The organism is Mycobacterium sp. 050128, assembly GCF_036409155.1.
In the GTDB taxonomy this organism is placed as follows: domain Bacteria; phylum Actinomycetota; class Actinomycetes; order Mycobacteriales; family Mycobacteriaceae; genus Mycobacterium.
On the sequence record NZ_JAZGLW010000001.1, the window covers coordinates 1,592,465 to 1,616,332 of the forward strand.

The 23,868-nt window shown below is 65.7% G+C and carries 23 protein-coding genes; 18 read left to right on the forward strand and 5 right to left on the reverse strand.

Features of this window, described 5'->3' with window-relative positions; translation table 11 throughout:
- The first annotated feature begins 3 nt into the window (after window positions 1-3).
- The 16 genes from SKC41_RS07710 (at window position 4) to SKC41_RS07785 (ending at window position 16,731) form a co-directional block, all read left to right on the forward strand.
- A complete protein-coding gene (locus SKC41_RS07710) occupies window positions 4-510 on the forward strand; it encodes a pullulanase (RefSeq protein WP_330977085.1) in 507 nt (168 codons plus the stop codon).
- 141 nt (window positions 511-651) lie between these two features.
- Window positions 652-975: a WXG100 family type VII secretion target gene (locus SKC41_RS07715; protein WP_330977086.1), complete on the forward strand. Its 324-nt coding sequence runs from the start codon at window positions 652-654 to the stop codon at window positions 973-975.
- A gap of 43 nt (window positions 976-1,018) precedes the next feature.
- Complete coding sequence (locus SKC41_RS07720) at window positions 1,019-1,315, forward strand: WXG100 family type VII secretion target (RefSeq protein ID WP_330977087.1); 297 nt, start codon at window positions 1,019-1,021, stop codon at window positions 1,313-1,315.
- Between the two features lie 59 nt (window positions 1,316-1,374).
- Complete coding sequence (locus SKC41_RS07725; protein ID WP_330977088.1) at window positions 1,375-2,208, forward strand: ESX secretion-associated protein EspG; 834 nt, start codon at window positions 1,375-1,377, stop codon at window positions 2,206-2,208.
- A 35-nt stretch (window positions 2,209-2,243) separates the two neighbouring features.
- Window positions 2,244-3,272, forward strand: a complete 1,029-nt coding sequence (locus SKC41_RS07730) for a MinD/ParA family ATP-binding protein (protein ID WP_330977089.1) — start codon at window positions 2,244-2,246, stop codon at window positions 3,270-3,272.
- The gene (eccD, locus tag SKC41_RS07735; RefSeq protein ID WP_330977090.1) at window positions 3,273-4,766 is read left to right on the forward strand and encodes a type VII secretion integral membrane protein EccD; all 1,494 of its coding nucleotides are present in this window, start codon (window positions 3,273-3,275) and stop codon (window positions 4,764-4,766) included. It begins immediately after the preceding gene.
- A gap of 5 nt (window positions 4,767-4,771) precedes the next feature.
- On the forward strand, window positions 4,772-6,421 hold the full coding sequence (mycP, locus tag SKC41_RS07740) for a type VII secretion-associated serine protease mycosin (RefSeq protein WP_330978790.1): 1,650 nt from the start codon (window positions 4,772-4,774) through the stop codon (window positions 6,419-6,421).
- Window positions 6,418-7,959, forward strand: coding sequence for a type VII secretion protein EccE (gene eccE, locus SKC41_RS07745; RefSeq protein ID WP_330977091.1), 1,542 nt, complete (start codon window positions 6,418-6,420; stop codon window positions 7,957-7,959). The genes mycP (SKC41_RS07740) and eccE (SKC41_RS07745) overlap by 4 nt, the downstream gene beginning before the upstream one ends.
- Window positions 7,956-9,806: a type VII secretion AAA-ATPase EccA gene (gene eccA / locus SKC41_RS07750; protein ID WP_330977092.1), complete on the forward strand. Its 1,851-nt coding sequence runs from the start codon at window positions 7,956-7,958 to the stop codon at window positions 9,804-9,806. Before eccE (SKC41_RS07745) ends, eccA begins: the two co-directional genes overlap by 4 nt.
- 155 nt (window positions 9,807-9,961) lie before the next feature.
- Entirely contained in the window at window positions 9,962-11,308 is a 1,347-nt protein-coding gene (mycP, locus tag SKC41_RS07755) for a type VII secretion-associated serine protease mycosin (RefSeq protein ID WP_330978791.1), read from the forward strand.
- Between the two features lie 8 nt (window positions 11,309-11,316).
- Window positions 11,317-12,717 (forward strand): type VII secretion protein EccE, encoded by a 1,401-nt coding sequence (gene eccE / locus SKC41_RS07760; protein ID WP_330977093.1) that lies wholly within the window; start codon window positions 11,317-11,319, stop codon window positions 12,715-12,717.
- Window positions 12,718-12,865: 148 nt separating this feature from the next.
- Window positions 12,866-13,213 carry a YbaB/EbfC family nucleoid-associated protein gene (locus tag SKC41_RS07765; RefSeq protein ID WP_330977094.1) on the forward strand — a complete coding sequence of 116 codons (348 nt, stop codon included), beginning with the start codon at window positions 12,866-12,868 and terminating at the stop codon, window positions 13,211-13,213.
- A 54-nt stretch (window positions 13,214-13,267) separates the two neighbouring features.
- Window positions 13,268-14,053 carry a sulfotransferase family protein gene (locus SKC41_RS07770; protein WP_330977095.1) on the forward strand — a complete coding sequence of 262 codons (786 nt, stop codon included), beginning with the start codon at window positions 13,268-13,270 and terminating at the stop codon, window positions 14,051-14,053.
- A 12-nt stretch (window positions 14,054-14,065) separates the two neighbouring features.
- Window positions 14,066-15,082 carry a glycosyltransferase family 9 protein gene (locus tag SKC41_RS07775; RefSeq protein WP_330977096.1) on the forward strand — a complete coding sequence of 339 codons (1,017 nt, stop codon included), beginning with the start codon at window positions 14,066-14,068 and terminating at the stop codon, window positions 15,080-15,082.
- Window positions 15,083-15,104: 22 nt separating this feature from the next.
- A complete protein-coding gene (locus SKC41_RS07780; protein WP_330977097.1) occupies window positions 15,105-16,148 on the forward strand; it encodes a glycosyltransferase family 9 protein in 1,044 nt (347 codons plus the stop codon).
- Window positions 16,141-16,731 (forward strand): DUF4254 domain-containing protein, encoded by a 591-nt coding sequence (locus tag SKC41_RS07785; RefSeq protein WP_330977098.1) that lies wholly within the window; start codon window positions 16,141-16,143, stop codon window positions 16,729-16,731. The genes SKC41_RS07780 and SKC41_RS07785 overlap by 8 nt, the downstream gene beginning before the upstream one ends.
- A 4-nt stretch (window positions 16,732-16,735) precedes the next feature.
- On the opposite strand, the gene SKC41_RS07790 is transcribed toward SKC41_RS07785, so the two are convergent.
- From SKC41_RS07790 to SKC41_RS07810, 5 genes are all read right to left on the reverse strand, one after another.
- On the reverse strand, window positions 16,736-17,512 hold the full coding sequence (locus SKC41_RS07790) for a hypothetical protein (RefSeq protein ID WP_330977099.1): 777 nt from the start codon (window positions 17,510-17,512) through the stop codon (window positions 16,736-16,738).
- Window positions 17,509-18,078: a hypothetical protein gene (locus SKC41_RS07795; RefSeq protein WP_330977100.1), complete on the reverse strand. Its 570-nt coding sequence runs from the start codon at window positions 18,076-18,078 to the stop codon at window positions 17,509-17,511. Before SKC41_RS07795 ends, SKC41_RS07790 begins: the two co-directional genes overlap by 4 nt.
- Window positions 18,079-18,169: 91 nt before the next feature.
- Window positions 18,170-19,162, reverse strand: a complete 993-nt coding sequence (locus tag SKC41_RS07800; protein ID WP_330977101.1) for a hypothetical protein — start codon at window positions 19,160-19,162, stop codon at window positions 18,170-18,172.
- A 16-nt stretch (window positions 19,163-19,178) separates the two neighbouring features.
- Window positions 19,179-20,003: a DUF6065 family protein gene (locus SKC41_RS07805; RefSeq protein ID WP_330977102.1), complete on the reverse strand. Its 825-nt coding sequence runs from the start codon at window positions 20,001-20,003 to the stop codon at window positions 19,179-19,181.
- A 14-nt stretch (window positions 20,004-20,017) separates the two neighbouring features.
- Complete coding sequence (locus SKC41_RS07810; RefSeq protein ID WP_330978792.1) at window positions 20,018-20,986, reverse strand: TauD/TfdA dioxygenase family protein; 969 nt, start codon at window positions 20,984-20,986, stop codon at window positions 20,018-20,020.
- A 164-nt stretch (window positions 20,987-21,150) separates the two neighbouring features.
- Between SKC41_RS07810 and SKC41_RS07815 the strand changes: the two genes are divergently transcribed.
- Both SKC41_RS07815 and SKC41_RS07820 read left to right on the forward strand, forming a co-directional pair.
- Entirely contained in the window at window positions 21,151-21,870 is a 720-nt protein-coding gene (locus tag SKC41_RS07815; RefSeq protein WP_330977103.1) for an FkbM family methyltransferase, read from the forward strand.
- Between the two features lie 478 nt (window positions 21,871-22,348).
- On the forward strand, window positions 22,349-23,827 hold the full coding sequence (locus SKC41_RS07820) for a PPE domain-containing protein (protein ID WP_330977104.1): 1,479 nt from the start codon (window positions 22,349-22,351) through the stop codon (window positions 23,825-23,827).
- The last annotated feature ends 41 nt before the right edge of the window (window positions 23,828-23,868 follow it).

A 23,868-nucleotide genomic window follows, 5' to 3' on the forward strand; every position in this document is an offset into this window, starting at 1 on the left:
GTCATGGACTACTGCCTGGCAGGCGATAACGGCGCGGCGATGTGGCACGGCCAACCCGACCTCGACCTCGATCACGACGGCCGCCTCGAATCAATCGCACTGGACTTCGACCATGACGGCATGCGCGACGACGCGTTGGCGGACCTCGACGGCGATGGATTGGTCGATCACGCGGTGCTCGACCTCGACAATGACGGCACGCCCGAGGCGTACTTCACCGATGACGGATCGGGAACCTGGGCGGTGGCGATGGACCGGGCCGGGGGATTGCGCTGGTACGGGCTCGACGGCGTGGAACACACCGGCGGGCCGCTGGTCGACTTCGACGGGCTCGGGCGCCCGGACGATCGGCTGCTGGACGTCGACGGCAATGGGGTGGCCGACCGGGTGCTGTGCACCGGCGAGACCGGCGTGACCGGTTATGTGGATACCGACGGCGACGGACGGTGGGATGTCCGGTTATCCGATACCGACGGTGACGGGTCGGCAGACGGCGCGGCCCGCCTTTGACATGGTGTTTTACGGCTTTCGCGAATGGGTAAATCAACGCCTGTGCAGCAGGCAAACCATCTGAAGTGACAGACCCCGATCCCTGTCTACACTCTTATCCATATCCGGTCGGGGAGGCCGAGGAAATCGAGGGAGAAAAAAATGCCGAGTTCAACCGTTGTCACACCGGAACTGCTGCGCGCTTCACAGCAGAAGATCGAGTCGCGACTGCAAGAGGCAGCCGCCATTGCCAATCAATACCTGAGCGGCCACGAGAACGTCGTCAGCGCCGCCGGGTGGACCGGCCAGGCCGGGACGACGTCGCTGAACACCGCCGGCCAAATCCAGCACGATCTGCAGCAGATCATGACCGGCGGCAACCGGTTGGCGCACGGCCTCGGCAAGACGGCCACGCTGATGGAACACCACGAAGCCGATTCGGCCCACAACCTCAATGGTGTGTTCGGCGGAGTCCAGTCCACCTAAGTCGGCAACCCCAAAAGCCTAACTACCGTAAGGAATAACAAAAATGTCAGACCAGATCACCTACAACCACGCCGTCGTCAGCGGCCTCACCGGTGACATCGCAACCCAAGCCGCGCAATTGATGGAAATTCACGACGACGTGCTGCACATCACCCAGTCGCTGGCCGAGTTCTTCCAGGGCCAGGGCGCCACGTCGTTCTTCGACGCGCAACAGCAGATGCTGCACGGGTTGCAGGACATGATTCAAACCGTCAGCCTGCACGGGCACACGGTGGGCAATGTGCACGAGGCCGCCATAAACGCTGACAGTTTGACGGCCGGTTTCTTCAACCAGGCGTAGTCCCGGCTTGGCGGGGCGCACGTAAGCGTGCGCCCCGCACTTGGCTCTAAGGGAAGACCGTGCTGACCACCTCTCTAGACGGCCTCTGGGTCCTACAAGTACTCACCGGCATCGAGGTCCTGGCTCCCGAGATGGGGCTGCGACCGCATCTGCCCCGCGTCGAGCCCAAACACCAGGCGCTGGCACACCCGGTGACCGCGGAGCTGCGCGCCGCCGGGGCGATCGACGAAACCGACTCCGTCGACGGTGCGATCGTCGAATGGCTGACCGTGCTGTCGCGCCGCGACATCGGATTGCTGGTGCACTTCCGCCTGGCCGACGACGGCGAACCGGCGCGCGCATTGCTCGCCAGGTTCGCACACTGGTGGGTCGCCATCGAGCGATCCGGAGACCTGGTCCGGATCAGCGGGGCGGGCATCGCGAACAACGAGGGCACCGCCAGCGCGGCGCTCAACACACAAATCGAAAGACTATGCGGCGCAAATGATCCTGCGCCGCTGCGTCCGGTCACGCTGGACGCGGATGCGATGCGCGCCACCGCCACCGACGAGCGATCGCTGCACGAGTTCCTGGGCAGTCAAGGCCTCGATGCCGATCAGGTGCACATGCTGAAACTGGCCACCGATCCCAGCCGCTCGGCCCAGGCCTCGATCGTCGCCCTGCAGTCCGGGGTGGAAACCGGCCTGGCGACCCGGACCCACTTCGAACCGGGCGCAGTGACGATCATCGATACGACGGAAGGACGTGTCGTCGCCGAACAGGTTTCGTCCGGGGGCAAGAACTGGATGATCATCGCGCCGGGGACCAAGAACAACATCGGTACCGCGATCAACCATATGGTGCGGCGGCTTCCGGCCAACGAAGAATGGCATTCGTACCGAAAAGTCGTGTAGTCGAAAGGCAGTGCGAAAATGATAGCATCGGCATCGTGACGAATCCGTGGACGGGCTCATCCAATTCACCGGAACAGGGCGGACCGACGCGGCGAGAAGCGCCCGCCCCGCAGTACCAAAATCAAGATTCGGTGTCCGGAACATTACGCATTTCCGATATGGTCGCCCCGCGCAAAATTCCGCCCGGTGGAGGCTGGCGTAAATTCCTGTATCAGGTGTCGGGCCATGTCATCAACTTCGGCGAATCGCCGTCCGAAAGACACTATCGCGAGCTGCAGGAGCGCATCCGTCGTCACATCCGCAAGCAGTACGTGGTGGGGGTCGTCTCGGGAAAGGGTGGCGTCGGTAAGACCACGATGACCGCCTGCATCGGTGCGGTGTTCCGCGAATGCCGGCCCGAAAATGTCGTCGCGATCGACGCGGCCCCCGGCTTTGGCACGCTGGCGGGGCGGATCGATGAATCTCCGCCGGGCGACTACGCGGCGGTCCTCAACGACACCGACGTGCAGGGCTACGCCGATATCCGAGAACACTTGGGGCAGAACAGTCTTGGGCTCGACGTGCTGGCCGGCAACCGCGCGTCCGATCAGCCGCGGCCGTTAGTGGCCTCGATGTTCTCCGGAGTGCTGTCGCGGCTGCGCCGCACCCACACCGTGATCGTGGTGGACACCTCCGACGACCTCGAGCACCCCGTGATGAAAGCGGTGCTCGACGCGTGCGACACCCTGGTGTTCGTGTCCGGTCTCACCGCCGACACCTCGTTGCCGGTGACCCGTGCGATCGACCTGCTGCGCTCGATGGGTTACCACGAGCTGGTGTCGCGCAGCATGGTCATCCTCAATGACAGTCGCGACAAATACGACGCGGAGGCGCGCACTTATCTCACCGAGCGTTTCGCTCAATCGGGCGCAACGGTCGAATTCATGCCGTACGACCCATTCCTCGCAAAAGGTGGGATCATTGACACCCGGCATGAACTGAAGAAGAAAACCCGCCTGCGCATATTCGAAATCACCGCGGCATTGGCCGACAAATACATTCCAGATGCCGACAGGCCGCGTTAAATGACCCCGTACGTGGGTAAGGTCTCGTTTCCAGCCCGTTGTGCGGTCGCCGTCGTATGTGGAGAACATCTGGTTTCGCAGGTCTATCCGGCGTCGGTGCCGATCGAGGCCTTCATCGACAACGTCGTGGAGCTGGTCAACGAGGAACTCAAACGCCGGGGTTTCATCGGCCTCGAGTCCGGCATCGGCTACGAACTTCACAAGGCCAACGGGGTACGGCTGGACGTCACCAAGACGCTTGACGAACTCGGCGTAGAAGACGGTGCCACCCTCACCTTGGTCCCCGCGGTAGCGGGCGAATCGTTCGAGCCGCAGTATGAGTCGTTGTCGACGGGTTTGGCCCGGGTCGGCAAGGCCCTGTTCGAGCCGGTCACGCTCAAGACCGCCGCGCACACCGCGTTGGTGATCCTGGCGATGGTCTCCCTGACCCTGTTGGGACTGGCTGTGCGCCAACGCGTTTCCACCGACTCGCTGATGCCCACCATCGTGACCGGGGCGGCCGGTCTGCTGATCGCCGGTGGCGCGACCACGGTATGGCGATGGTGGCCGGGCCGCACCGACATGGTCGACGGGCTCGGCTGGATCGCGTTGCCATTGCTCACGGCCAGCCTGGCGTCCGGCGCGCCGGGGCCCGTCGGGGCCGCGCACGCATTTATCGCCGCTCTGGCGGGCGCGATGCTGACCTGTGGAATCGCTTCTGCGACAGGGCGTCACGCGAATGTGGCGGCGACCGTGGTGACCGTACTGGGGCTCGGCGGCGCGGCCGCCGCGGCCCGGATGTGGTGGCCCGTGCCCGCGCAATGGCTGGGCATGTGCGCGCTTGTCGCCCTGCTCCTGCTGCTGACCATGGCCCCGACGATCGCGCTGTGGGTCGCGCGGATCCGGCCGCCCTATTTCGGCTCGATCACCGGGCGCGATCTGTTCCGGCGCAGCGCCGGCCTACCCGCTGACGCGGTGTCGCCCGTCGAGGAAGGCGCCGACGACGAAGCCAATTCCGACACCACGCCGCGCGGTGCCCAGATCGCGCTCGCGGCGGTCCATGCCAACAACGTGCTGACCGGAATCTGCGTGGGAGCGGGGTTGACCCTGCCCGTCGCGGTGTGGGCCACCCTGATGCCGGGTCATGACCGCAGCCTGCCGGCCGCCGTTTTGGCCGGCCTGTTCGTGGTGATCTTCATCAGCCGGGGGCGGGCTTTCGCCGACAAACGACAGGCGATCGCGCTGGTCTGCGGTGCGGCCGCGGCGTTGTGCGTCGGCGTCGCGAAATTCGTTCTGCACGAGCCGACTTCGTCGGGCTACGGGTTGTTATGGGGTGCCCTGGTTCTGGCCGTCTTCGGCGGCGCCGGCCTGCTGTCCGCCCTACTCGTGCCGATCACCCGGTTCACCCCGCTGGTGCGGATGACCGCCGAATGGGTGGAGATCGCAGCGATCATCGCGGCCCTGCCGCTGGCCGCATGGATCGGCGGATTGTTCACCTGGGTGCGCATGCGATGACCCGGATGGCGCCCACCGCTCGCGCACTGACCCAGCGGGTCGCCGCCACGGCGCTGACGTGCCTGCTGGTTATCTTGATAGCGGGACTACCTGCGGCCCAAGCGATTCCACCGCCAGTAGTTGATCCAGGCCGGGTACCGGCCGACGGCAAGCCGGCGTCCGATCAGCCGATGCGCCAAGCCTTCACCTGTGCACGGACGATTACCGTCGCCGATCCGAACGTGGTCCTGCCCGCGCCCGGCTTCACGATGCTCAACGTCAGCAAGGCCTGGCAGTATTCGACCGGCAACGGGGTGCCCGTCGCGGTCATCGACACCGGCATCAACCCGAGTCGCCGACTGCCGGTGGTGGCCGGTGGCGACTACATCATGGGCGGTGACGGTCTGAGCGACTGCGACGCGCACGGCACCGTCGTGGCGTCCTTGATTGGCGCTGCGCCGCAAGGCATTCCGATGCCGGCCCCGATGCCGAGCGCCCCCGCCTTCCCGCCACCGGCGGGCCCGCCGGCAACCGATGCGGCAGCACCGCCACCCGGCGGGCCACCGCCGCCGCCCGCACCTCCGCCACCGCCCTCGCCGGTGACGATCACCCAAACGGTGGCACCGCCGCCGCCACCGCCCCCACCCGACGCGCCATCGAACGGGCCGGGGGACCCCGCGCCCGGACAGCCCGACGATCCCGAGGTGCCACCACCGCCCCCGGGCGCACCCGATGGAGTCGCGGGCATCGCGCCGCACGCGACCGTCATCTCCATCCGCCAGTCCTCGCGTGCCTTCGAGCCGGTGAACCCCGGCGGCGGCGACTTCGAGGGACGCAAGAAGGCCGGCACCATCGCGACACTGGCCAGCGCGATTGTGCACGCGGCCAACATGGGCGCGAAGGTGATCAATATCAGTGTCACCGCCTGTGTTTCGGCCGCCGACCCGCTGGATCAGACCGCCATGGGCGCCGCGGTCTGGTACGCGGCCACGGTCAAAGATGCGGTCATCGTCGCCGCGGCCGGCAATGACAACGAAGAAGGCTGCGCCCAAAACCCGACCTTCGACCCGCTCAACGCGTCCGATCCGCGCGACTGGCACCAGGTCAAGACGGTATCGTCGCCGTCCTGGTTCTCCGACTACGTGTTGTCGGTGGGTGCGGTCGACAACACCGGCGCACCGATCAACAAGAGCCTGGCCGGACCCTGGGTGGCCGCGGCGGCACCGGGCGTCGGGATCATGGGTCTGTCGCCGGAAACCGGGGGACCCGTGAACGCCTACCCGCCGATCCGGCCGGGCGAGAAGAACATGCCGTTCTGGGGCACCAGCTTTTCCGCGGCGTATGTCAGCGGGGTGGCGGCGTTGGTGCGGGCCAAATATCCGGGACTGTCCGCACACCAGATCATCAACAGGATTCTGCAGACCGCGCACAATCCACCCCGCGGTGTGGACAACCAGGTTGGCTACGGCGTGGTGGACCCGGTGGCCGCGCTGACCTTCGATGTGCCTGCGGGGGAACGGCTTTCACCCGGTGCCGCCAGTCGTGTTCTGCACCCGGCACCGCCGCCACCGCTACCGGATCACCGCGCCCGCAATGTCGCAATGATCTTCGCCGGTGTGGTGGCGGCGACGATCGCGGTCGTCGCGCTGATCGTTCGAGCGAGGCGCGAGCGATGACCGCTGCCACGAAGCTGACGATCATCTTCGCCATCTTCATCGCCGCCACGATTGGATGGGCGGTCGGCGGATACCCCGGTGCGGCAGCGGGTTTGGTGATCGGGATCGCGCTCGGCGTGATCCGATGGCGCGGCCAGCCGATGTGGTCCTGGTTGATCCTGTGGCTTCGGCGCCGTCGCCCGATCGCGTGGACGGAGCCGCTCACGGTGGCCAATGACCGTGCCGGCGGCGGCATCCGCTGCCAGGACGGCGTCGCCGTGGCCGCGGTCCAGCTGCTCGGAAAGGCGCACGCACCAACGCTGTTCACCGGTTCGACCGCGACCTATACCGAAAACTCCTTCGACGTCACCGAGCTGATGCCGCTGCTGCACCAGAGCCTGGGCCTCACCCTGGATTCGCTGAGCGTGGTCACCGTGGGCGCCCGCCGTCGCAGCACGGGCGACTATCCGCGGGTGTACGACACGCTGATCGGCACACCGCCCTATGCCGGCCAGCGCGAGACGTGGCTCATCGTGCGCATCGCGGCCCTGGGCAATGTCGAGGCGCTGCGCGGGCGCACCTCGCTCGGCACCGCCACCCTCGCGGCCGCCCAGCGAATCGGCGCGGCGCTGCGGCAACGCGGCATCCGCGCCAAGGTCGCCACCGCCACCGACATCGTCGAGATGGAGCGGCGGTTGGGCCGCTCCGCGCTGGACGTCTCGAATCGGCGGTGGCGATCGGTGCGCGGCGACAGCGGGTGGTTGACCACCTATTGGTACCGGCCCGGCGACATCACCTCGGAGACGCTGGCCGAAGCATGGTCGGCACGCGTCGACGGGATTGTGCAGAACATCACGCTTTTCGGTGACGGCACCGCGACGGCCACCGTCACCGTACGCAGCGCCCAGCCACCGTCGGCGTCATTGAGCATGCGACTGAAGACCTTGCGGGGCGAGCAGGCACAGGCCGTCGCCGCGAGTCTGTGCGGACCGCTGCCACCTTTGCGCGGCATCCGTCGTGGGGTGCTGCACGGTCCGCTCGTCCTCCCGATCGGGCCGTCGGGTGTGCTGCTCGGCAAGGTCGCCGGCGGGAATCGGATGCTGCTGCCGCTCGACGACGCCGGGGAGTTCAGCCGGGTGCATGTCGCCGCAGAGGACGCGCTGGCCAAGCGGTTCATCATCCGCCTGGCCGGTGCCGGCGAGCGGATCACGGTGCACACTCGAAACATGCAGCGGTGGGCCAGTGTTCGGATGCCGGACGTCGCCGTGACCGACCAGCCTAAGCCGGTGTCGGGCACCACGGTCAGCGTCGTCGACGGCAGCATGTCGCCGGCGCCGCGACCGAGCACCCTGATCTCGATCGGCGCGCCGGGCGAGCCGTACCGGGGAACCGCAAACGTGTTGATCACCCAGACGGGTCCGGCGACGGTCGATGTGATCGCAGCCGACGGTCACCTGTATGAGGTGGAAGTCGAGCTATTCCGCGCCGAGAATAGGTACGTATCGTCGGAACCGATGGCATTGCGAACCCCTGATCTCGAAGCGGTGGACACCCCATGACCAGCAGTACGACGCCGGCCGCCGCGCGAAAGTATTTTGACGCGGCGATGGCGTTGCTCGACAGCGACCCCGCCGCGGCCACGGCCCGGTTTCGGGAGGCAACCGAAGTCGACCCGTCGATGGCCGACGCCTGGCTGGGCCGGATCGCCGCGGGTGACGAGGCGTTGTCGACCGTCGAACAGCTCTACAACTACGGCAGCCGGCTGCACCGCGAGACCAACCGGATCGGTGCGCGACTGTCGGCCCCGATCAAAGCCGGGCCGTATCTGTCGATTTCGGTGACCGAGGCCTCGCATGCCGGCCTGGCGCTGGCGAGTGCGCTCATCGACGATCGCCAATACGAGAAAGCCGAAGCGCTGCTTGGTGATTCGACGTTGCTGGACACCTGGGAAAACCACCAGTGGAAGCAGTACATCGAGTCCTACCTGATGTTCGCCACCCAACGGTGGCCGGATGTCATCTCGGTGGCCGCGGCCATCTTGCCACCGCAGGCCATCATCATGTCGGCGGTCACCGCGGCCACCTGCACGCTGGCGGCACATGCCGCGGCCCATCTCGGGCAGGCTCGCGTCGCGCTGGAATGGACCGACCGGGTCGAGCTGCGCGCCGGGTTCGGCGTCCCGACCGAGACGCGTCGTCAGCACCTCGAAACCGCGGTCACCGCAGTCGATCCCACCGACTTCCCGTTGATCGCCGCCGACCTCGCCTACGTGCGCGGGATGGCACATCGCCAGCTCGGCGAGGAGCCCAAGGCGCAGATCTGGCTGTCGAAGGCGACGATCAACGGCGCATTGATCGAGCCGGCCAAACAAGCGCTGGCCGACCCCGCGCTGCAGTTGGTCGTCACCGACGAGGACGCCATCAGTTCGCGCACCAACAAATGGGACGTGACCACCGAGCTGTCGGAGCAACAGCGACAGGAGGAGGAGCACCAGGAGCGGCGCACCGAACTGCTGCAGGAGGGCCGCGCGTTACTCGACAACCAAGTCGGGTTGGCCGACGTCAAACGCGCGGTCGCCGAACTCGAAGACCAGATCGAGGTTCGTGCGCTACGGCTGGCGGCGGGCCTGCCGGTGGCCAATCAGACCAACCACATGCTGCTGGTCGGACCGCCCGGCACCGGTAAGACCACTACCGCCGAGGCGCTCGGCAAGATCTACGCCGGGCTGGGCATCGTGCGTCATCCGGAGATCGTCGAAGTCAAGCGGGCGGATTTCTGCGGCGAGCACATCGGCGCATCGGGGCCGAAGACCAACGAGCTGATCAACCGATCGCTGGGCCGCATCCTGTTCATGGACGAGTTCTATTCGCTGGTGGAACGCCACCAGGACGGTCGGCCGGACATGATCGGCATGGAGGCGGTCAACCAGCTGCTGGTCGCGCTCGAGGTGCACCGGTTCGACTTCTGCTTCATCGGCGCGGGATACGAAAAGGAAGTCGACGAATTCCTCACCGTGAACCCGGGTCTGGCGGGCCGGTTCAACCGCAAACTGCGCTTCGAGTCCTACACACCCGATGAGTTGGTGGAAATCGCCGTCCGCTACGGCAAGCCGCGCGCCACGGTTCTCGAACCCGCCACCGCCGAGGCGCTGAGCGCCGCCTGCGCAACATTACGCGGGTACCGCGCACCCGATGGCCAGCACGGTATCGACGTCATGCACAACGGCCGGTTCGCGCGCAATGTCGTTGAGCGAGCGGAACGGTTGCGCGACTCGCGGGTGGCCGCGCAGCACCGTGTCGACAAAGGGTCGGTGACCGTCGAGGATCTGCAAACGCTACGTACCCAGGACGTCGTTGCGGCGGTGCGGGACGCGTGTGCGGAAAAGCATGTGCCGATAGTGCTTTGATCAGCCCGGATCCGCGAGCGGAGGCGCTCGGGCGCGCAGGTGCCAGCGTTGCGGGAAACCCGTTGTCGGCGCAGCCGGAAAGCTTAAGATGCACGCAGGCCCGCGACCGGGATAGTGCGGTGGCGAAACAAGGCTGACGAATGGAGCGTCCGGCGGTGCACCGTATCTTGCTGATCACGGTGGCGTTGCTGCTAGCCATGGTCAGTGCACCTCCCGCCGTGGCGGTATCGCCACCGTTGATCGACTCGACGGCGGTTCCACCCGATGTGACGGGTCCCGATCAGCCCCTGGAGCAGAAGCGTGTCTGTAAGGCGCCGTTGTCACTGCCGGGCACCAATTTCCACGACGCACCGTGGCCCAATACCTACCTCGGGATCACCCAGGCCCAGAAGTTCGCGACGGGAGCCGGCGTCACGGTGGCCGTGATCGATACCGGGGTGGACGCCTCGCCCCGGGTTCCGGCCGAGCCTGGTGGCGACTTCGTCGTCAAGGACGGCAACGGGCTCTCCGATTGCGACTCGCACGGGACGCTCACCGCGTCGATCATCGCCGGGCGGCCCTCGCTGACCGACGGATTCGTCGGTGTCGCACCCGACGCGCGTTTGGTCTCGGTGCGCCAGACGTCGGAGGCCTTCGAGCCGAAGGATTCCCAACCCGACCAAAGCGACCCGAACGCGACGCCGGCCGCCGGCTCCGTACGCAGCTTGGCCCGCGCGGTGGTGCACGCGGCCAATCTGGGTGCCGGAGTGATCAACATCAGCGAGGCGGCCTGCTTCAAGGCGAAAAAGCAGGTCGACGAGACCACCTTGGGTGGCGCGCTCAACTACGCGGTCAACGTCAAGGGCGCCGTGGTCGTCGTCGCGGCCGGCAACGTCGGCGGGGATTGCCAGCAGAATCCGCCGCCCGACGCGGCCATTCCCTCCGATCCCCGCGGCTGGCAAGTGGTTCAGACGATTGTCACGCCGGCCTGGTACGCGCCACTGGTGCTGACCGTCGGGGGCGTCGGGCAAAACGGGGCACCGAGCGAATTTTCGATGCACGGACCGTGGGTGAGTGTGGCCGCCGCCGCCGACAACGTGATCGCGCTCGGCCCCGGCGGCGACCCGGTGGATGCGTTGTCGGGCAAGGAGGGCCCGGTGCCGATCGCGGGGACCTCGTTCGCGGCGGCGTACGTGTCCGGTCTGGCGGCGCTGGTGCGGCAGAAATTCCCCGACCTGACGCCGGCGCAGGTCATGCACCGGATCGTTGCGACGGCGCGCCACCCCGGGGGCGGCGTGGACGATGCCGTCGGTACGGGCATCATCGATGCGGTCGCGGCGCTCACCTGGGACGTGCCCACCGGGCCGCCGACGACGGTGGATCCGGTCAAAGCGATTCAAGCCCCGGTGCCGGTGCCGGGCCCCGATCACGGGCCGATCGATGCTGTCACGATGGGGGTCATGGGTTTGCTCGTCGCGCTGGGCCTGGCCGCGCTCGTCGGGCGAGCACTGAAACGGGACTGACGAAGCCCATGCGATCACTACGACTCCGGTTCAGCAGCGGTCACGCGATGTGGGCGGCCGCGCTGGCTCCGCTGTGCATCCTGCTGTTCATGGGGACGCGCTACGAGTGGGCCGGCCCAACCCTGGTGGGGGTCGGCGCCGTGATCGCGACGGTCACCTTCCGCGGCCGGCGGCTCACCGGCTGGGTGGTGGCGATGTTCGCTTGGCTGCTGCGGCATCGCCGGTCACTCGAACTCCCCTCCGAGGCCGAGGTCGGTGCCACCGTCCTGCCCGGCGACCACGTGGCCGTGCGCTGGCAAGGCGAGCATCTGGTCGCGGTCATCGAGCTCATTCCGCGGCCGTTCACGCCGACGGTGGTCGTCGACGGGAAGGCGAACACCGACGATGTGGTCGACACGCGGTTGCTCGAGCAACTGCTCGCGGTGCACTGCCCCGACTTGGAGGCCGAGGTGGTGTCGGCCGGCTTCCGGGTGGGCAAGACGGCGTCCGCGGAGGTGCTGAATTTGTACCGGGAAGTGATCGGTCGTGACCCCGCGCCGGCGTACCGGCGGACCTGGATCGTGATGCGCGCCGACCCGCTGCGCGCTCAGGCGTCGGCGCGGCGGCGCGACGAGGGCGCCGCGGGGATCGCCCGCTACCTGGTGGCGTCGACCACGCGGATCGCCGACCGGTTGGCCAGCCACGGCGTCGATGCCGAATGTGCACGCAGTTTCGACGATTTCGACCACGCGACCGAGATCAGCTTCGTGCGGGAGAAGTGGTCGAAGATCAAGGGGCAGGACAACTTCACCGCCGCCTACATCGCGCCGGGCGGCCCGGATGTGTGGTGGTCGGCGCCGGCCGATCACACCATCACCCGGGTCCGCATCGCCGCGGGGATGGCGCCGCGCTCCACGGTGCTGCTGACCACGGCGAAGAAAGCGAAAAGACCGCGCGGCTTTTCGCGCGTATCGGGTGGGCAGCGTGCCGCGCTGCAAGGCCAGACCGTCGTCTCCGGCCGCCACTGGCAACTGCCGATCGGCTCGGCGGGCGTACTGGTCGGCGAGACGGCGAGCCAGTATCCGGTCTACATGCCGTTCGACGATGTCGACGCGAGCATCAACCTGGGTGATGCCCGGGCATTCATGCAATTCGCCGTCCGTGCGGCGGCCGCGGGCGGAACCGTGACGCTCGCAGCGCATTTCCAGGAATTCGCCGATCTGATCGGCGCGAACGTCGGGCCGGAGTCGAAGGTGTCGTGGCCGCACGCGACAACGTATCTGGGCCGGCATTCCGGGGTGGACCGGGTGATCTTGCGCAACAACGTGATCAGCACCCCACGGCACCGCCAATTGCCGATCCAACCGGTTTCCCAGCCCGACGAAAGCCGCTATCTGAGCGCGCTGCCCGGTAGGCGCGAAGGCTCCTGACGCCCTAGCTCAGGGCACCGGGTTGGCCCAGATGAACAGGTATTTAACTGTCTTCGGGGTACTGCGGGTCGCCTTACACTAAGAGTCTGCGTGGCCGAGGCACTCGCCCAGGCAGGCCGGCTATCCCCGACGCGAAGGAAGATCTGACGTGCAACCACAAGAGCACCCGCAGGCCACTGCGGTCATGGACGAGTTCAAGAAGTTCGGCGACGTCCTCGAGGGCGCCTTGAAGCAGCGGGGCACCGGCTCCTTCACGGCCAAGGACGAATCGGAGACCGTCGAGGTGGTCATCAACGGTGACATGTGTGTGACGCAGGTTCACATCGAGGACGGCCTGCTGCGGTTGGGCGCCGAAACAGTGCAGGAGCGCATCAACGAGGCGCTCGCGAAGGCCACCTCCGAGGCGGCGGCGAGCATCGAGGCGAGCCAGGCGGAGACCTTCGAAAAGCTGTCCAAGATCGTCGATTCGCTGCAGAAGATCGCCGGAGAGGATTAGGCGAACCGACATTTTCGCTGCGGCGGGCGACCGTTCAGGGGATACGGTCAAGCCGTGCAGCTGTTTGTCGTGGGGCCGCCGAGGTCCGGGTTGACCATCGTCACCCAGTTCCTCAACGACCATGAAGACATCAAGATCTTCGACGAGATCGATCTGATCGAAGTCGATCGGTCCGGGGGGCCGGTCGTGGGAACTTTGGCGGCCTTCCTGCTCGAGCGTGACCGCTACCAGGCTTATCGGCGCCGCCTGCAGGAGACGGCGGACCCGGCCCAGGCCCTGCGGGCGATCATGAGCGAAATCGCCCGGCCCTGCCCGATCTGGGGCGAGAAGAACCCGAGGTATGCGATGCGGCTGGCGGGCCTGCGGCGATGCTTTCCCGAGGCTGTCGTCCTGTTCGTGCTGCGCGATCCGCGTGAGGTGGTGAACTCGTATCTGCTGCACCGGGATTCGGACCAGCGCACCGATTTGGACTTCTGGATCAAGGACACGGTTGCCGACGCCCTCGCGCTGGTGGAAGGTTCCCTGGATCCGCTGGCGGCTGACGACGCAGCGTTGGTGACGCTGCGCTACGAAGCCTTTGCGGCTCAGCCCAGGGAGACGCTCGACACCGCCTTGCAGCCGTGGGGTCTGAGGTTTTCCGACAACGCGGTCGCATCGGCTCATCACGCCCCGGAGACGGTCGGCGACAACCAGTTCTACCGTAGTGGCGCCCCGCTGCCGTGGAAGGCCGGTAACCTCGCGCCGCTTCGCCGGGCACCATCGCGCCGGGCCCGCATCGATGCCGACGACCCGACCTGGTCCCAGGTCGATGCCCTGGCGCAGCGCTTCGGTTACAACTGACCAGGTCTGCGGATGGCGTTAAGTGAACTGCTGCAGGCGCAAAGACCCGCGTTTTGTTTCGTCACCAATGTCGGCGACGCCGTGCTGACGCTGCCCACCCTGCGTGCGTTGGGCGAAATGTTCAGTGCACCAATCACATTGATCTGTCCCAAGGTCGCATTCGACCTGTGCTTCCGGGAGGTAAGCCCGCGGCTCATCGACGTCACGGGCCTGCCCCTGATAGGACCGCCGCCATTGCCGGGAGGTCCGCAGCGGCCTCCCGATTACGATGCGCTGGCGGCGGAAATCGGTCCGGTCGATGTCTTCATCGACATGCTGCCGTGGAGCTCGCTGTCCAGCATCATCATTCACCCCCTCCTGCAACGCCTGGCGCCGACGATGAGCATCGGCTTTACCGCCGGGCACGACATCGTGATCCCCAAAGGGGATTGTCACTCTGCGGACTCGACATTCAGGTTGGCCCAGCTGTTCGATCCGTCGCTGCGCATCGAAAGCTATGCCCAGCCGGTGCCCATCCCGGCGTCCGTGCAGCAGCAGGCCCGATCGATGCGGGCCGCGGTTGCAGCCCGGACCAAAGTGCTCGCCGTGCATGCGGACAGCAATTGGATGGAGAAGCGCTGGCCCGTCACCAGATTCATCGATCTGCTGGATCAGTTCTTGGCGCGTCACTCCGACTTTGTGGCCTGGGTGGTCGGGATGGGAAACGAGGACCTCAATGTCGGCCGGCACGGCGATCGCGTGGTTTCGCACCTCGGACTGCCACTCGACCTCACTATGGGCTTGGTCGCCGCCGCAGACCTTTTCGTCGGGATAGATTCCAGCATGCTGCATGCCGCCGATCTGGCGCGAGTGCCCGGCGTCGGGCTTTTCGGCGCAACGCGTGCCGAGGAATGGGGGTTCAGGTTTGCGCCACACCGTCACATCGATACGAGCACGATGGCCGACATCACGGTCGAAGCGGTCCTGGACGCGCTGGAAGAGCTGGTCGACCATGACATTGTGGTGCGACGCGACGGCCCGGCCGTCTAAGCTCTCGCTGGAGGTTGGTCGGGTGAACGAAATTACAGTTCTGCGGGGCGGCCGCACGTCAAGCGTTGAGCCTGACGTGCTCGCCAATCTGCTGCGGGCACGCACCCCGGTGGTGTATTTCTCCACCCTGATCGGGGACTCGATCCTGACCCTGCCCACGCTGCGCGCGCTGGCCGAAATGTTCACCGCCCCACTCACATTGATCTGTCCCAAGGACGCCTTCGACCTCTGCTTCCATGCGGTCAGCCCGCGCTTCATCGACATCACCGGCACGGCTCCGGGGGGACCCCCGATAGGGCGGCAGGCAAGCCGGACCCTCGACTACGACGAACTGGTGTCCGACATCGGCGCCGTCGACGTCTTTATCAACGCCATCCCGTGGGACATCCCGTCGAACATTTTCGTCCGCTCCCTGTGGCGGCGCCTGGCTCCCACCACGAGTATCGGCTTCCCCACCGATGACGACTACGACATCATCGTCCCGCGAGATCTGCCACACTCGGCCGACCTGACGTTCAAGCTGGCCCGGCTGTTCGATCCGTCGCTGCGCATCGAAAGCTATGCCCAGCCCGTGCCTCTCGCGCAATCGGTGCGGGACGAAGCCCGGTCCATTCGCGCCGCCGTACCTGCCGGTACCAAGGTAATGGTGGTGCACGCCGACGCCGGCTGGACAGACAAGCGTTGGCCCGCAACAAGGTTCATCGATGTGCTGGACCGTTTCTTGTCACGACACCGCGATTTTGTAGTGTGGGTGGTCGGGATGGGCGACGAGGAACTGAACGTCGGGCGCGAGCGTGACCGCGTCTTTCCCTATCTGGGGCTACCACTCGACCTCGCCATGGGCATGGTCGCGAACGCGGACCTTTTCCTCGGCGTCGACTCCGCGATGCTGCACGCCGCCGATCTGGCACGGGTGCCCGGCGTCGGCCTATTCGGACCGACCCGGCCAGCGCTATGGGGATTCCGATTCGGGCCGCACCGTCACATCGATCGGAGCACCATGACGGAAATCACCGTGGAGGAAGTGCTCGAGGCGCTGGAAGAGATTGTGGCAGAGCATGTCTGAGCTAGGCGAAGGCGCAGTGCGCGACTCAACGAGCGCGGACTTGCTCACCGCCGTGCGTCGGTTCCACGACATTGCGATGCGCTGGCACACGCAAGACTCCCCCGAGGCTGCCGTGGGCGACGGCATCGCGGCGAAGGCCCTGCACCTGCACGCGCTGAACTTCGCGCTGTGGCATCACGAAGACGCCGTTCGTCGGCCCGGCACCGACGACCAGGAGGTCGCGCGCCGGAAACGCTGCATCGACGACGTCAATGCCCGGCGCAATGGGGCGATCGAAGACATCGACGCGAACGTGCTCGATCTCGTCGAACTGAACCCACATGCGCCGCTGCACACCGAAACTCCCGGCACCATCGTCGACCGGCTGTCCGTCCTTGCCCTGCGGATCGTGCACACGAATCGTGACGACCAGCCCGGCGCACGTCTGGCCGTGCTCGACGAGCAGTACGGCGACCTGTTCGGTGGGCTCGAACAGCTTCTCGCGCGCATGCAGGCCGGAGAGGTGCGCTTCAAGGTGTACCGGCAATTCAAGTCGGCAGCTCAACGAAGCTATTGCGACCTGTTCGAGGACCACGACCCCTAACGCATCAATAGGCCGCGGCTGCCCACCATTGGCTCCAGTCGAGGTACGGGTCCTTGTGTTCCTCGTACTGAAGATGAAGTGCCAGTGAGGGTATCGGGGTATACAGGGTGACTTGCTCTCGCCAGATCTTGTTGATGGTCGACGCTTCGAAGATTTGGTGCTGTTGGCCATAGGGCGTGCTCGAATGGCGGGCGAGCAGCTCGAACAGCTCCCAGTTTCGCCGCAGCGTCTCGATCTCTACCCAACAGGTATTCGTGGTGTGCGTGTTGGTGCGCCAGTGCCTCTTGGTGCCGTATACGACGCGACAGTCCTCCCGGCTGAATATCGGGCTCCAGTAATTCTTCGGATCGTCATACGGGTGCAGCGCGACCTCACCGCCGCCGAGTCGCTGCCGCAGCAACACGTGGACGTCGAGCATCTCCTGGATCGCCGAGGGGGTGTGCAGGTAGTCGTCTTCGACGAGATAGACGAGCTCGCGGCCTTCGTCGCGCGCCCTGGAGAATGAGGACAGACAGGAGGCGTTGTACCCGCGATCGTCAAGCGCAATGAATTCGACCGGATGGCTACATGTTTCGAGTATCCGGTGCAGCGTCGGCAGCACTTCGCGCGACGAGTGGTCATCGAACACCCGCAAGACGATGTCGCCCTCGGCGTGATTGATCGACGTGACGAGCGATTGCGCACAGCGCAACAGGATCTCACTTTTGGGCGCATCGACGTAGCGGTGCGCACCGTGCACGCTGATGTCGGAATGGGTCTGCAGGTGAATGTCCAGTTTCATGTCGTGGACCGTCGCAGCATCGTGCGAAAGACCGCGGACCAATCGGAATCGGAGCCGCGGATACCCCGGGTGATATCCATCAGCAGCAACCGATCAAGGTTGGCAGGCGCCGTAAGTTCGTGGCGCATCGGTGTCGACACCACATAGAGCGCCGCGTCAAAGCGTTGTGATACGGCCGCGGCGAGGCGGTCGATCGCCTGGTCGGTGAATATGTACGGGACCGCGGCGACGGACTGAACTTCGTCGGCGAGGTTGTCCTGGGTGTTGGCTACGAAGAAGATCCGGCGCTTGAATACAGAGACGCCTCTGAGCGTCTGCGATATGTGTGCAAACTTGGCCGAGAATGAACCAGGGCACGATGCAACGTTTTTCGGCTCATGCCAGAAATAACAGTCACCCACGGCAGGCCAACGCGGCGGCGCATCGGGGCGGCATTCCAATTCGGAGACGTGCTCCGGGTAGTACCGATCGGTTGAGATCATGGTCGCAGCGGTCGCCGGCGGGCAGATCAGCCAGTCGAACGGCGTGCGTTTGATGACGGCCGCGGACCCGAGCATCTCGGCCACAAGTGCGCGGTGCACCTGCAGTTGGATTGCCCCCTGGCACGACATCCCGAGGCTCACCAGAGCGACGTCGGCACACAACAACGCCATTTCGTCACCCCTCGTCTCGTGGAACTGTGGCTCGGGTCAATTCCACGCTATCCAGTGCGCGATAGCCGGGTCCGGCGAATTGCTCGGCAATCTCTCGTGTCGTCTCGGACACCGGCCGCTCTTCGACGGCACCGCGGGCGAAGGGCCGAGGCGTGGGGTCCTTCGAGTAGAACCGGGATTGTTCGGCCATGCGGTCGATCGCGCCCGCACCAATTTCGAGCCCGAAATGCGGTGCCACACGCGCCCATACGGCATCGGGCAGGTCGGCATAGTCAACGACAAGCCGCCCGGCGGGTTGGTCTGCTGCCGCCTCGAGCATTGCGGCGAGCGCGCGGGACGCGAATTCGGCACGCCGCATCCCCGGTACCAAAGTCGGATCGATCCCGAATAGCGGTGCGGCTTTAACGAGGTCGGCCCGGGGCGCCAGCCAACCCGGCGGTTCGGCGAGAAGCGAGGCCAGGACGCGAACCGGATCTCGCTGGACCCAGATCCACGGAGTTTTAGGGAACGCCGCGGCAAGCACCTCCCGACGGACGATGTTCCAGCTGGTGCATTTCAGCACGAGGTGCCGTTCGTCGCCATGTCGGCGTCGGCCGAGCGCCCGCACCAGCAGCCGCACCGCCTTGACCAGGGAGGCCGGGTCGACGTGTGCGGGATCGAGGCCGAGCAGCGAGTTCAGCGGCGCCGGCTCGGCCACCACGACGATGCCGGGCTGTGTTCCGAGCAGCCGCGACACCAGGGTCGATCCGCACCGCGAGAGATGAAAGATCATGCCCGCTGGATCGAGTGACGGTGCGCCGTCGAGACCCTCGAGCTCGTCGAGCCCGGTGCGTACCAGCGGTCGCGCCGTCGGGCCGGATTCCCAGCGGGCGACGGTTTGGTCGAAGAACGGATCGGTGAACCGCTCGCCCGAAAGATCGGCCCACCAGACCGCCGGGGCCGGACCGGAGAAATCCAATCGGATCGGCGTCCAGTCGGCGAGTTCGGTGCGGCCCATCAGAAGTATCGGAACCTCAGCGGGTTCCGTCGCGGTGCGTTACCAGGGTCGGAATCGGCCATCCGCAGATCTCCTCTTCGACGCGCGTGAAAGGCCGTAACCGCATGCGGGTTTCATGATCCGGTGCCGCCGAGCCGTCGGGGAGCTTGCCCCGCAAGTAGTCCTTCTGCCAACCCGCCTGGCGAGCGAACGACCCGGGATACTGCAGATCCGCATTGAACGCACGGCGGTTCTGCCACCAGGTGTGATAGGCGGTGCGCAACTCATCGGGAGCCGCCGCGATCGACACCGTCTTCGGCACGAATTCGTCGAGCTCGCCCCGCCGTTGCGGTACCAGCATGCCGACCGGCTCGTCCTCTTCGAAGGTCGCCCAGACCCGGGGCCGGGTGAACTTCCAGTTGAGCGTGAAAGTTGAAGGCGACCAGTCGGTTTCGACAAGTCCTTCCAGAGCCGCGATACCGTGCTTCGGACAGTTGACCGGACCCCGGACCAGCAGATTGAAGCCGGGCGGGGTGCGGAACAGGAACGGCAGGCTCCAGGTAATGATCCCGTGCCCGAAGTGGCTGGCCGGCCGAAACGTCGGCGCACAATCACCGTAGTCGAATTCGATGGAGTCCTGCGCCGCCCCGCCATTCCACCGCGCCCGCACGCGCGCAGTATTCATGACAAGCCAGCCGGCCTGGTTGGCCATTAGCAGGGGCAGGCAACGATTGGCGAATCGCTCGCGCGTCGAGTCCATCCAGCCGCGATCGCGCGAAGCCGGGACCAACTCGATGCCGTGCCCGCTGTGCAGCTCGTAGGCAATGAATTCACGATCGCTCGCGGACGCCTGCGCTGACATGAGATCCCCGCTTCCTAGTCCGAAATCGATTCGGGTGTCCCACCGCTGAGCTGCCGGCTACGCCGCCCGTGAATATCGACCGGGACCTCGCCGATCAACGCGACACGGTGCATGAGGCGGTACTCGTTGTCGTAGTCGTCGACCGCGCGGTGCTGGGTGGCGTAGTTGTCCCATATCGCCACGTCGCCGGGCTGCCAATCCCAGCGAATAGTGTTCTCCGGCAACGTGATACGGCGTTGCAGCAACTCGAACAGCGTTTGCGACTCGTAATTCTCGAGGCCGATGAATCCGCGCGCCCACTGCCCGAGCAGCAGCGCGCGCTCGCCGGTCCCGGGGTGCACCCGCACCACCGGATGTTCGACTCGGAAGGTGGCTTCCTCTTCGCGCGCGGCCTGCAACTGGTTGCTCAGCATGTTGGTGTCTTCCAGCGCGTGGTACGGGGTCGGGGTGCCGCCCGGAGTCAACACGGCGCCTACCCCCTCGACGTAGCCGAGCTGGTCATAGCGGTTGCTGCTGTGCAGTGCCCAGAGATTTTCGGTGAGGTGTTTCAGCGGCGCGGGTAACGACGCGTAGGCCGCCGCGGTCGATGCCCACAAGGTCGATCCGCCGTAGCCGGGCAGGGTCACCGCACGCAGTATCGAGGCCCTCGGGATATTGAGGGTGAACGTGTGGTCGGTATGCCAGCGCGTTGCCTTGCCCCGGTGGGAGTCGACCAGAGACACCCCGGGTGGGCCGTCGGGAATCGCATTGGCGCCGAACACCCGGATCGGCGCGCCGAGCCGCTTGGCGAAGGCGAAATGCAGCTCGTCGTCGAGGTGATGCTGATCCCGGAAGAAGATCACCTTGTGGCGCAGCAGCGCCGCGTGCAGCCGGTCCACCACGCCCGCATCGAGATCACCGCCGAGCCGCACCCCATCGATGCGCGCGCCGATATGGGTGCCCAATTTGGTCACGGTGAGCGCGATTTCTGCCGGCCTGACCATCGCGGTGGTTCCCTCCTGATTGCGGATGGGCGTGGCGATGCGAAATATACCCATCAATGGCCCCGCCGGGGGCATATCGCGCTTCGGGAATGACCAAGTCGGCCGCGGGTACTGCTCGTCGCAACCATACGGTTGCAAAAAATGACCAATGTTAGTGTTACGCAATGGGTTTGTATTGGATCACGAACCGGGCCGAGAAGGAGGTGAAGAACTACCATTCCGAATTGGCGTGGCGGCGCAGATTCGTGGACGAACTCAAATCTCGAGGCGTCGACGTCGTTCTCGATGTCGGTGCCAATTCCGGCCAGTACGCCGGCCGGCTGCGTGAGGCAGATTTCGACGGCCGCATCGTTTCGTTCGAACCTCTCTCCGGGCCGTTTGCCCGCCTGCAGCGCAGCGCCTCGAAGCTCCCGCGGTGGGATTGCCGGCGCTGTGCGCTGGGTGATTTCGACGGCGCGATTTCGATGAATGTCGCGGGCAACGCGGGCGAAAGTAGCTCCATCCTGGCGATGCTGCAGCGACATCGTGACGTGTTCCCCCGGGCAAACTACGTCGGCACCGAGGAAGTGACCGTGGCCCGGCTCGACTCGGTCGCATCGGAAGTCCTAGCGCCAAACGAGGTGGCGTTTCTTAAAATCGATGTCCAGGGATTTGAGAAACAGGTGATCGAGGGCGGCGTCGTGACCGTCAACGACCGTTGTGTCGGCATCGAATTAGAGCTGTCGTTCGAACCCCTGTATGACGGCGGAATGCTGGCTCAAGAGGCACTCGATCTGATGGACTCGCTGGGTTTCCTGCTGACGGGATTGGTGCCCGGTTTCGTCGATATCCGCACCGGCCAAGTGCTGCAAGCCGATGGCGTATTTTTCCGCGGCGACGATTGACCGCCGAGCGGCCCACAGAAATGGACTGTGGATGAATGACAGGGGACCGGAGCTTAACGGGTGATGTCGGCGACCTGAATCCGAACCCCGTCGCGCCAGCGCCGGTTGCCGCCGCGAAGAATAGTCCCGCGAAACCGCACGAGCCGCAATGATCGGGTGCGAAATCGGTGCACGTGGGCCCTGTTTGGTGCATTACGATTGCATTCGGTCGTGGTCGGAGCACCGCTGGACCGCCGCATGTCCTCGCTAGACGAAAGAGGTGGCCGGTGATTGCACCGCATCTTGCTGCTAAGCGAGACGGCGATGCGGGCCGCTCGCCTCGGATGACAGCGTCGCCCTGCCACGCGCGCCGAACGAACAATACAGCGGCACAACAGAATTGGCATCCTTTGGCCTCGCACCTCGCCGATCGAGCCGGTGTCGCCAGGGAAGTGAGCTACCGAGCACAGTGGCTTGGGCACGAGGAGAATGAGCCGATATGACGCAGACGGTAAACGTCGAATACCAAGAACTCATGGCGAGGGCCGACGAAATCGAGGCGCCGCTGCCGAAGATGCCCGTGGGCAACCCGCAGGCGCCGTGCGCTCTGTCATTTGTCCGCGATGCTGCCGTGCAAATCGCGATCAACGCGGACTCGTTGCGGTTGTACGTCCAAGCGTGCCAGCGGGAATGGAGTTCGCTGGCGAAGTCCCTACGGAACGCGGCCAAGGCGTACGAGGAGACCGACGAGGGAGCGGCCGACGACCTGAACGCGATCAACATGGACGGGTCGTCCGGCGGCTCGTCGAAGGTGTCGGCGAACGACAAGGCGTCGCTGATGTGCGACCCGGACTACATCCCGGCGCCGCCACCCCCGCCGCCACCACCCCCGCCGTTCCAGTACCCCTATTACGAGGTGAGGCAGGCGGCGACGGATATCGAATCGCCCGACCAGGGGACGGCGTTCCGGGCGTTCGCCGCGGAATGGAACAGCTACCAGCTGAAATTTCAGCAGCTTGCCTATCGCTTCCGGCCGTTCGTCAACTGGGAGGGCGACGCGAGGGCGTCCGTCGAGTCGAATTTCACGCAACAGAAGCAGTGGATATTCGGCATGGTGACGCAGTTCACGACGCTGGCCAAGCAGGCTCAAATGGTCGCTGACGCCCACAAAAAGGTCAGGGCTTCCGGCGGCAGCGAATGGGGTGGGCGGGAACCCTACGGTCTGGAGGGCGAGCATCCTTCGTCCTACGAAGTGTCGCAATGTGACTATTGGTACAAGTTCTACGTCCAGAACAAAAGCCCGTACATGTATATGGCCATTGACTGGTACAAGAACCTGCAGAAAAGGTCGGAGACCGCACTGCAGACCTACATGTCGACCGGCGGAATTCCGCTGGCCCCGGCGAACCCGACCGCACCTTTCGGCGCGTTTTTCATACCGGATCCTGCCGATGTTCCGGATGTTCCGGATGTTCCCGATATCAACGTTCCCACCGACCCGTCGGCCAACATGCCGATGATGCCGGCCATGCCGACCTTGCCGTCGGGGCTGGGCGGCGGCACGCCGCAAACACCGCCGACCCCGGACGCCCAGGCGCTGGTGGACAAGGCGATGCAGAAGCAAGGCGCCCCGAAGGGCGGCGCGGGAGGCATCAAACCGGCGTCGGTCGGCGGGATGGGCGGGATGCCGAAGATGCCGCTGCAAGACCCCACCGGAGCAGGCGAAGCGTCGTCGCGCCCGGCTGCCGCGGCGGCCCCGGGTCCGGCCACCGCGGGCCTGGGCAAGGGGCTCCCGGGCGCCGGCGGTGCGGGCGGCGGAATGGGCGGCATGCCGATGGGTGGGCAAGGCGATAAGGGTGGCGGCAAAGGCAAGCGCATACCGGGAGCCGACGAGGACGCCCTCTACACCGAGGAGCGGTCGTGGACGGAGGGCGTGATCGGTAATCGTCCGCGCAAGGGACCGTCCGAAAAGCAATGATTCAAAACGACGGTCCGCCCTCAGTTGACGCTCCCGTTTCG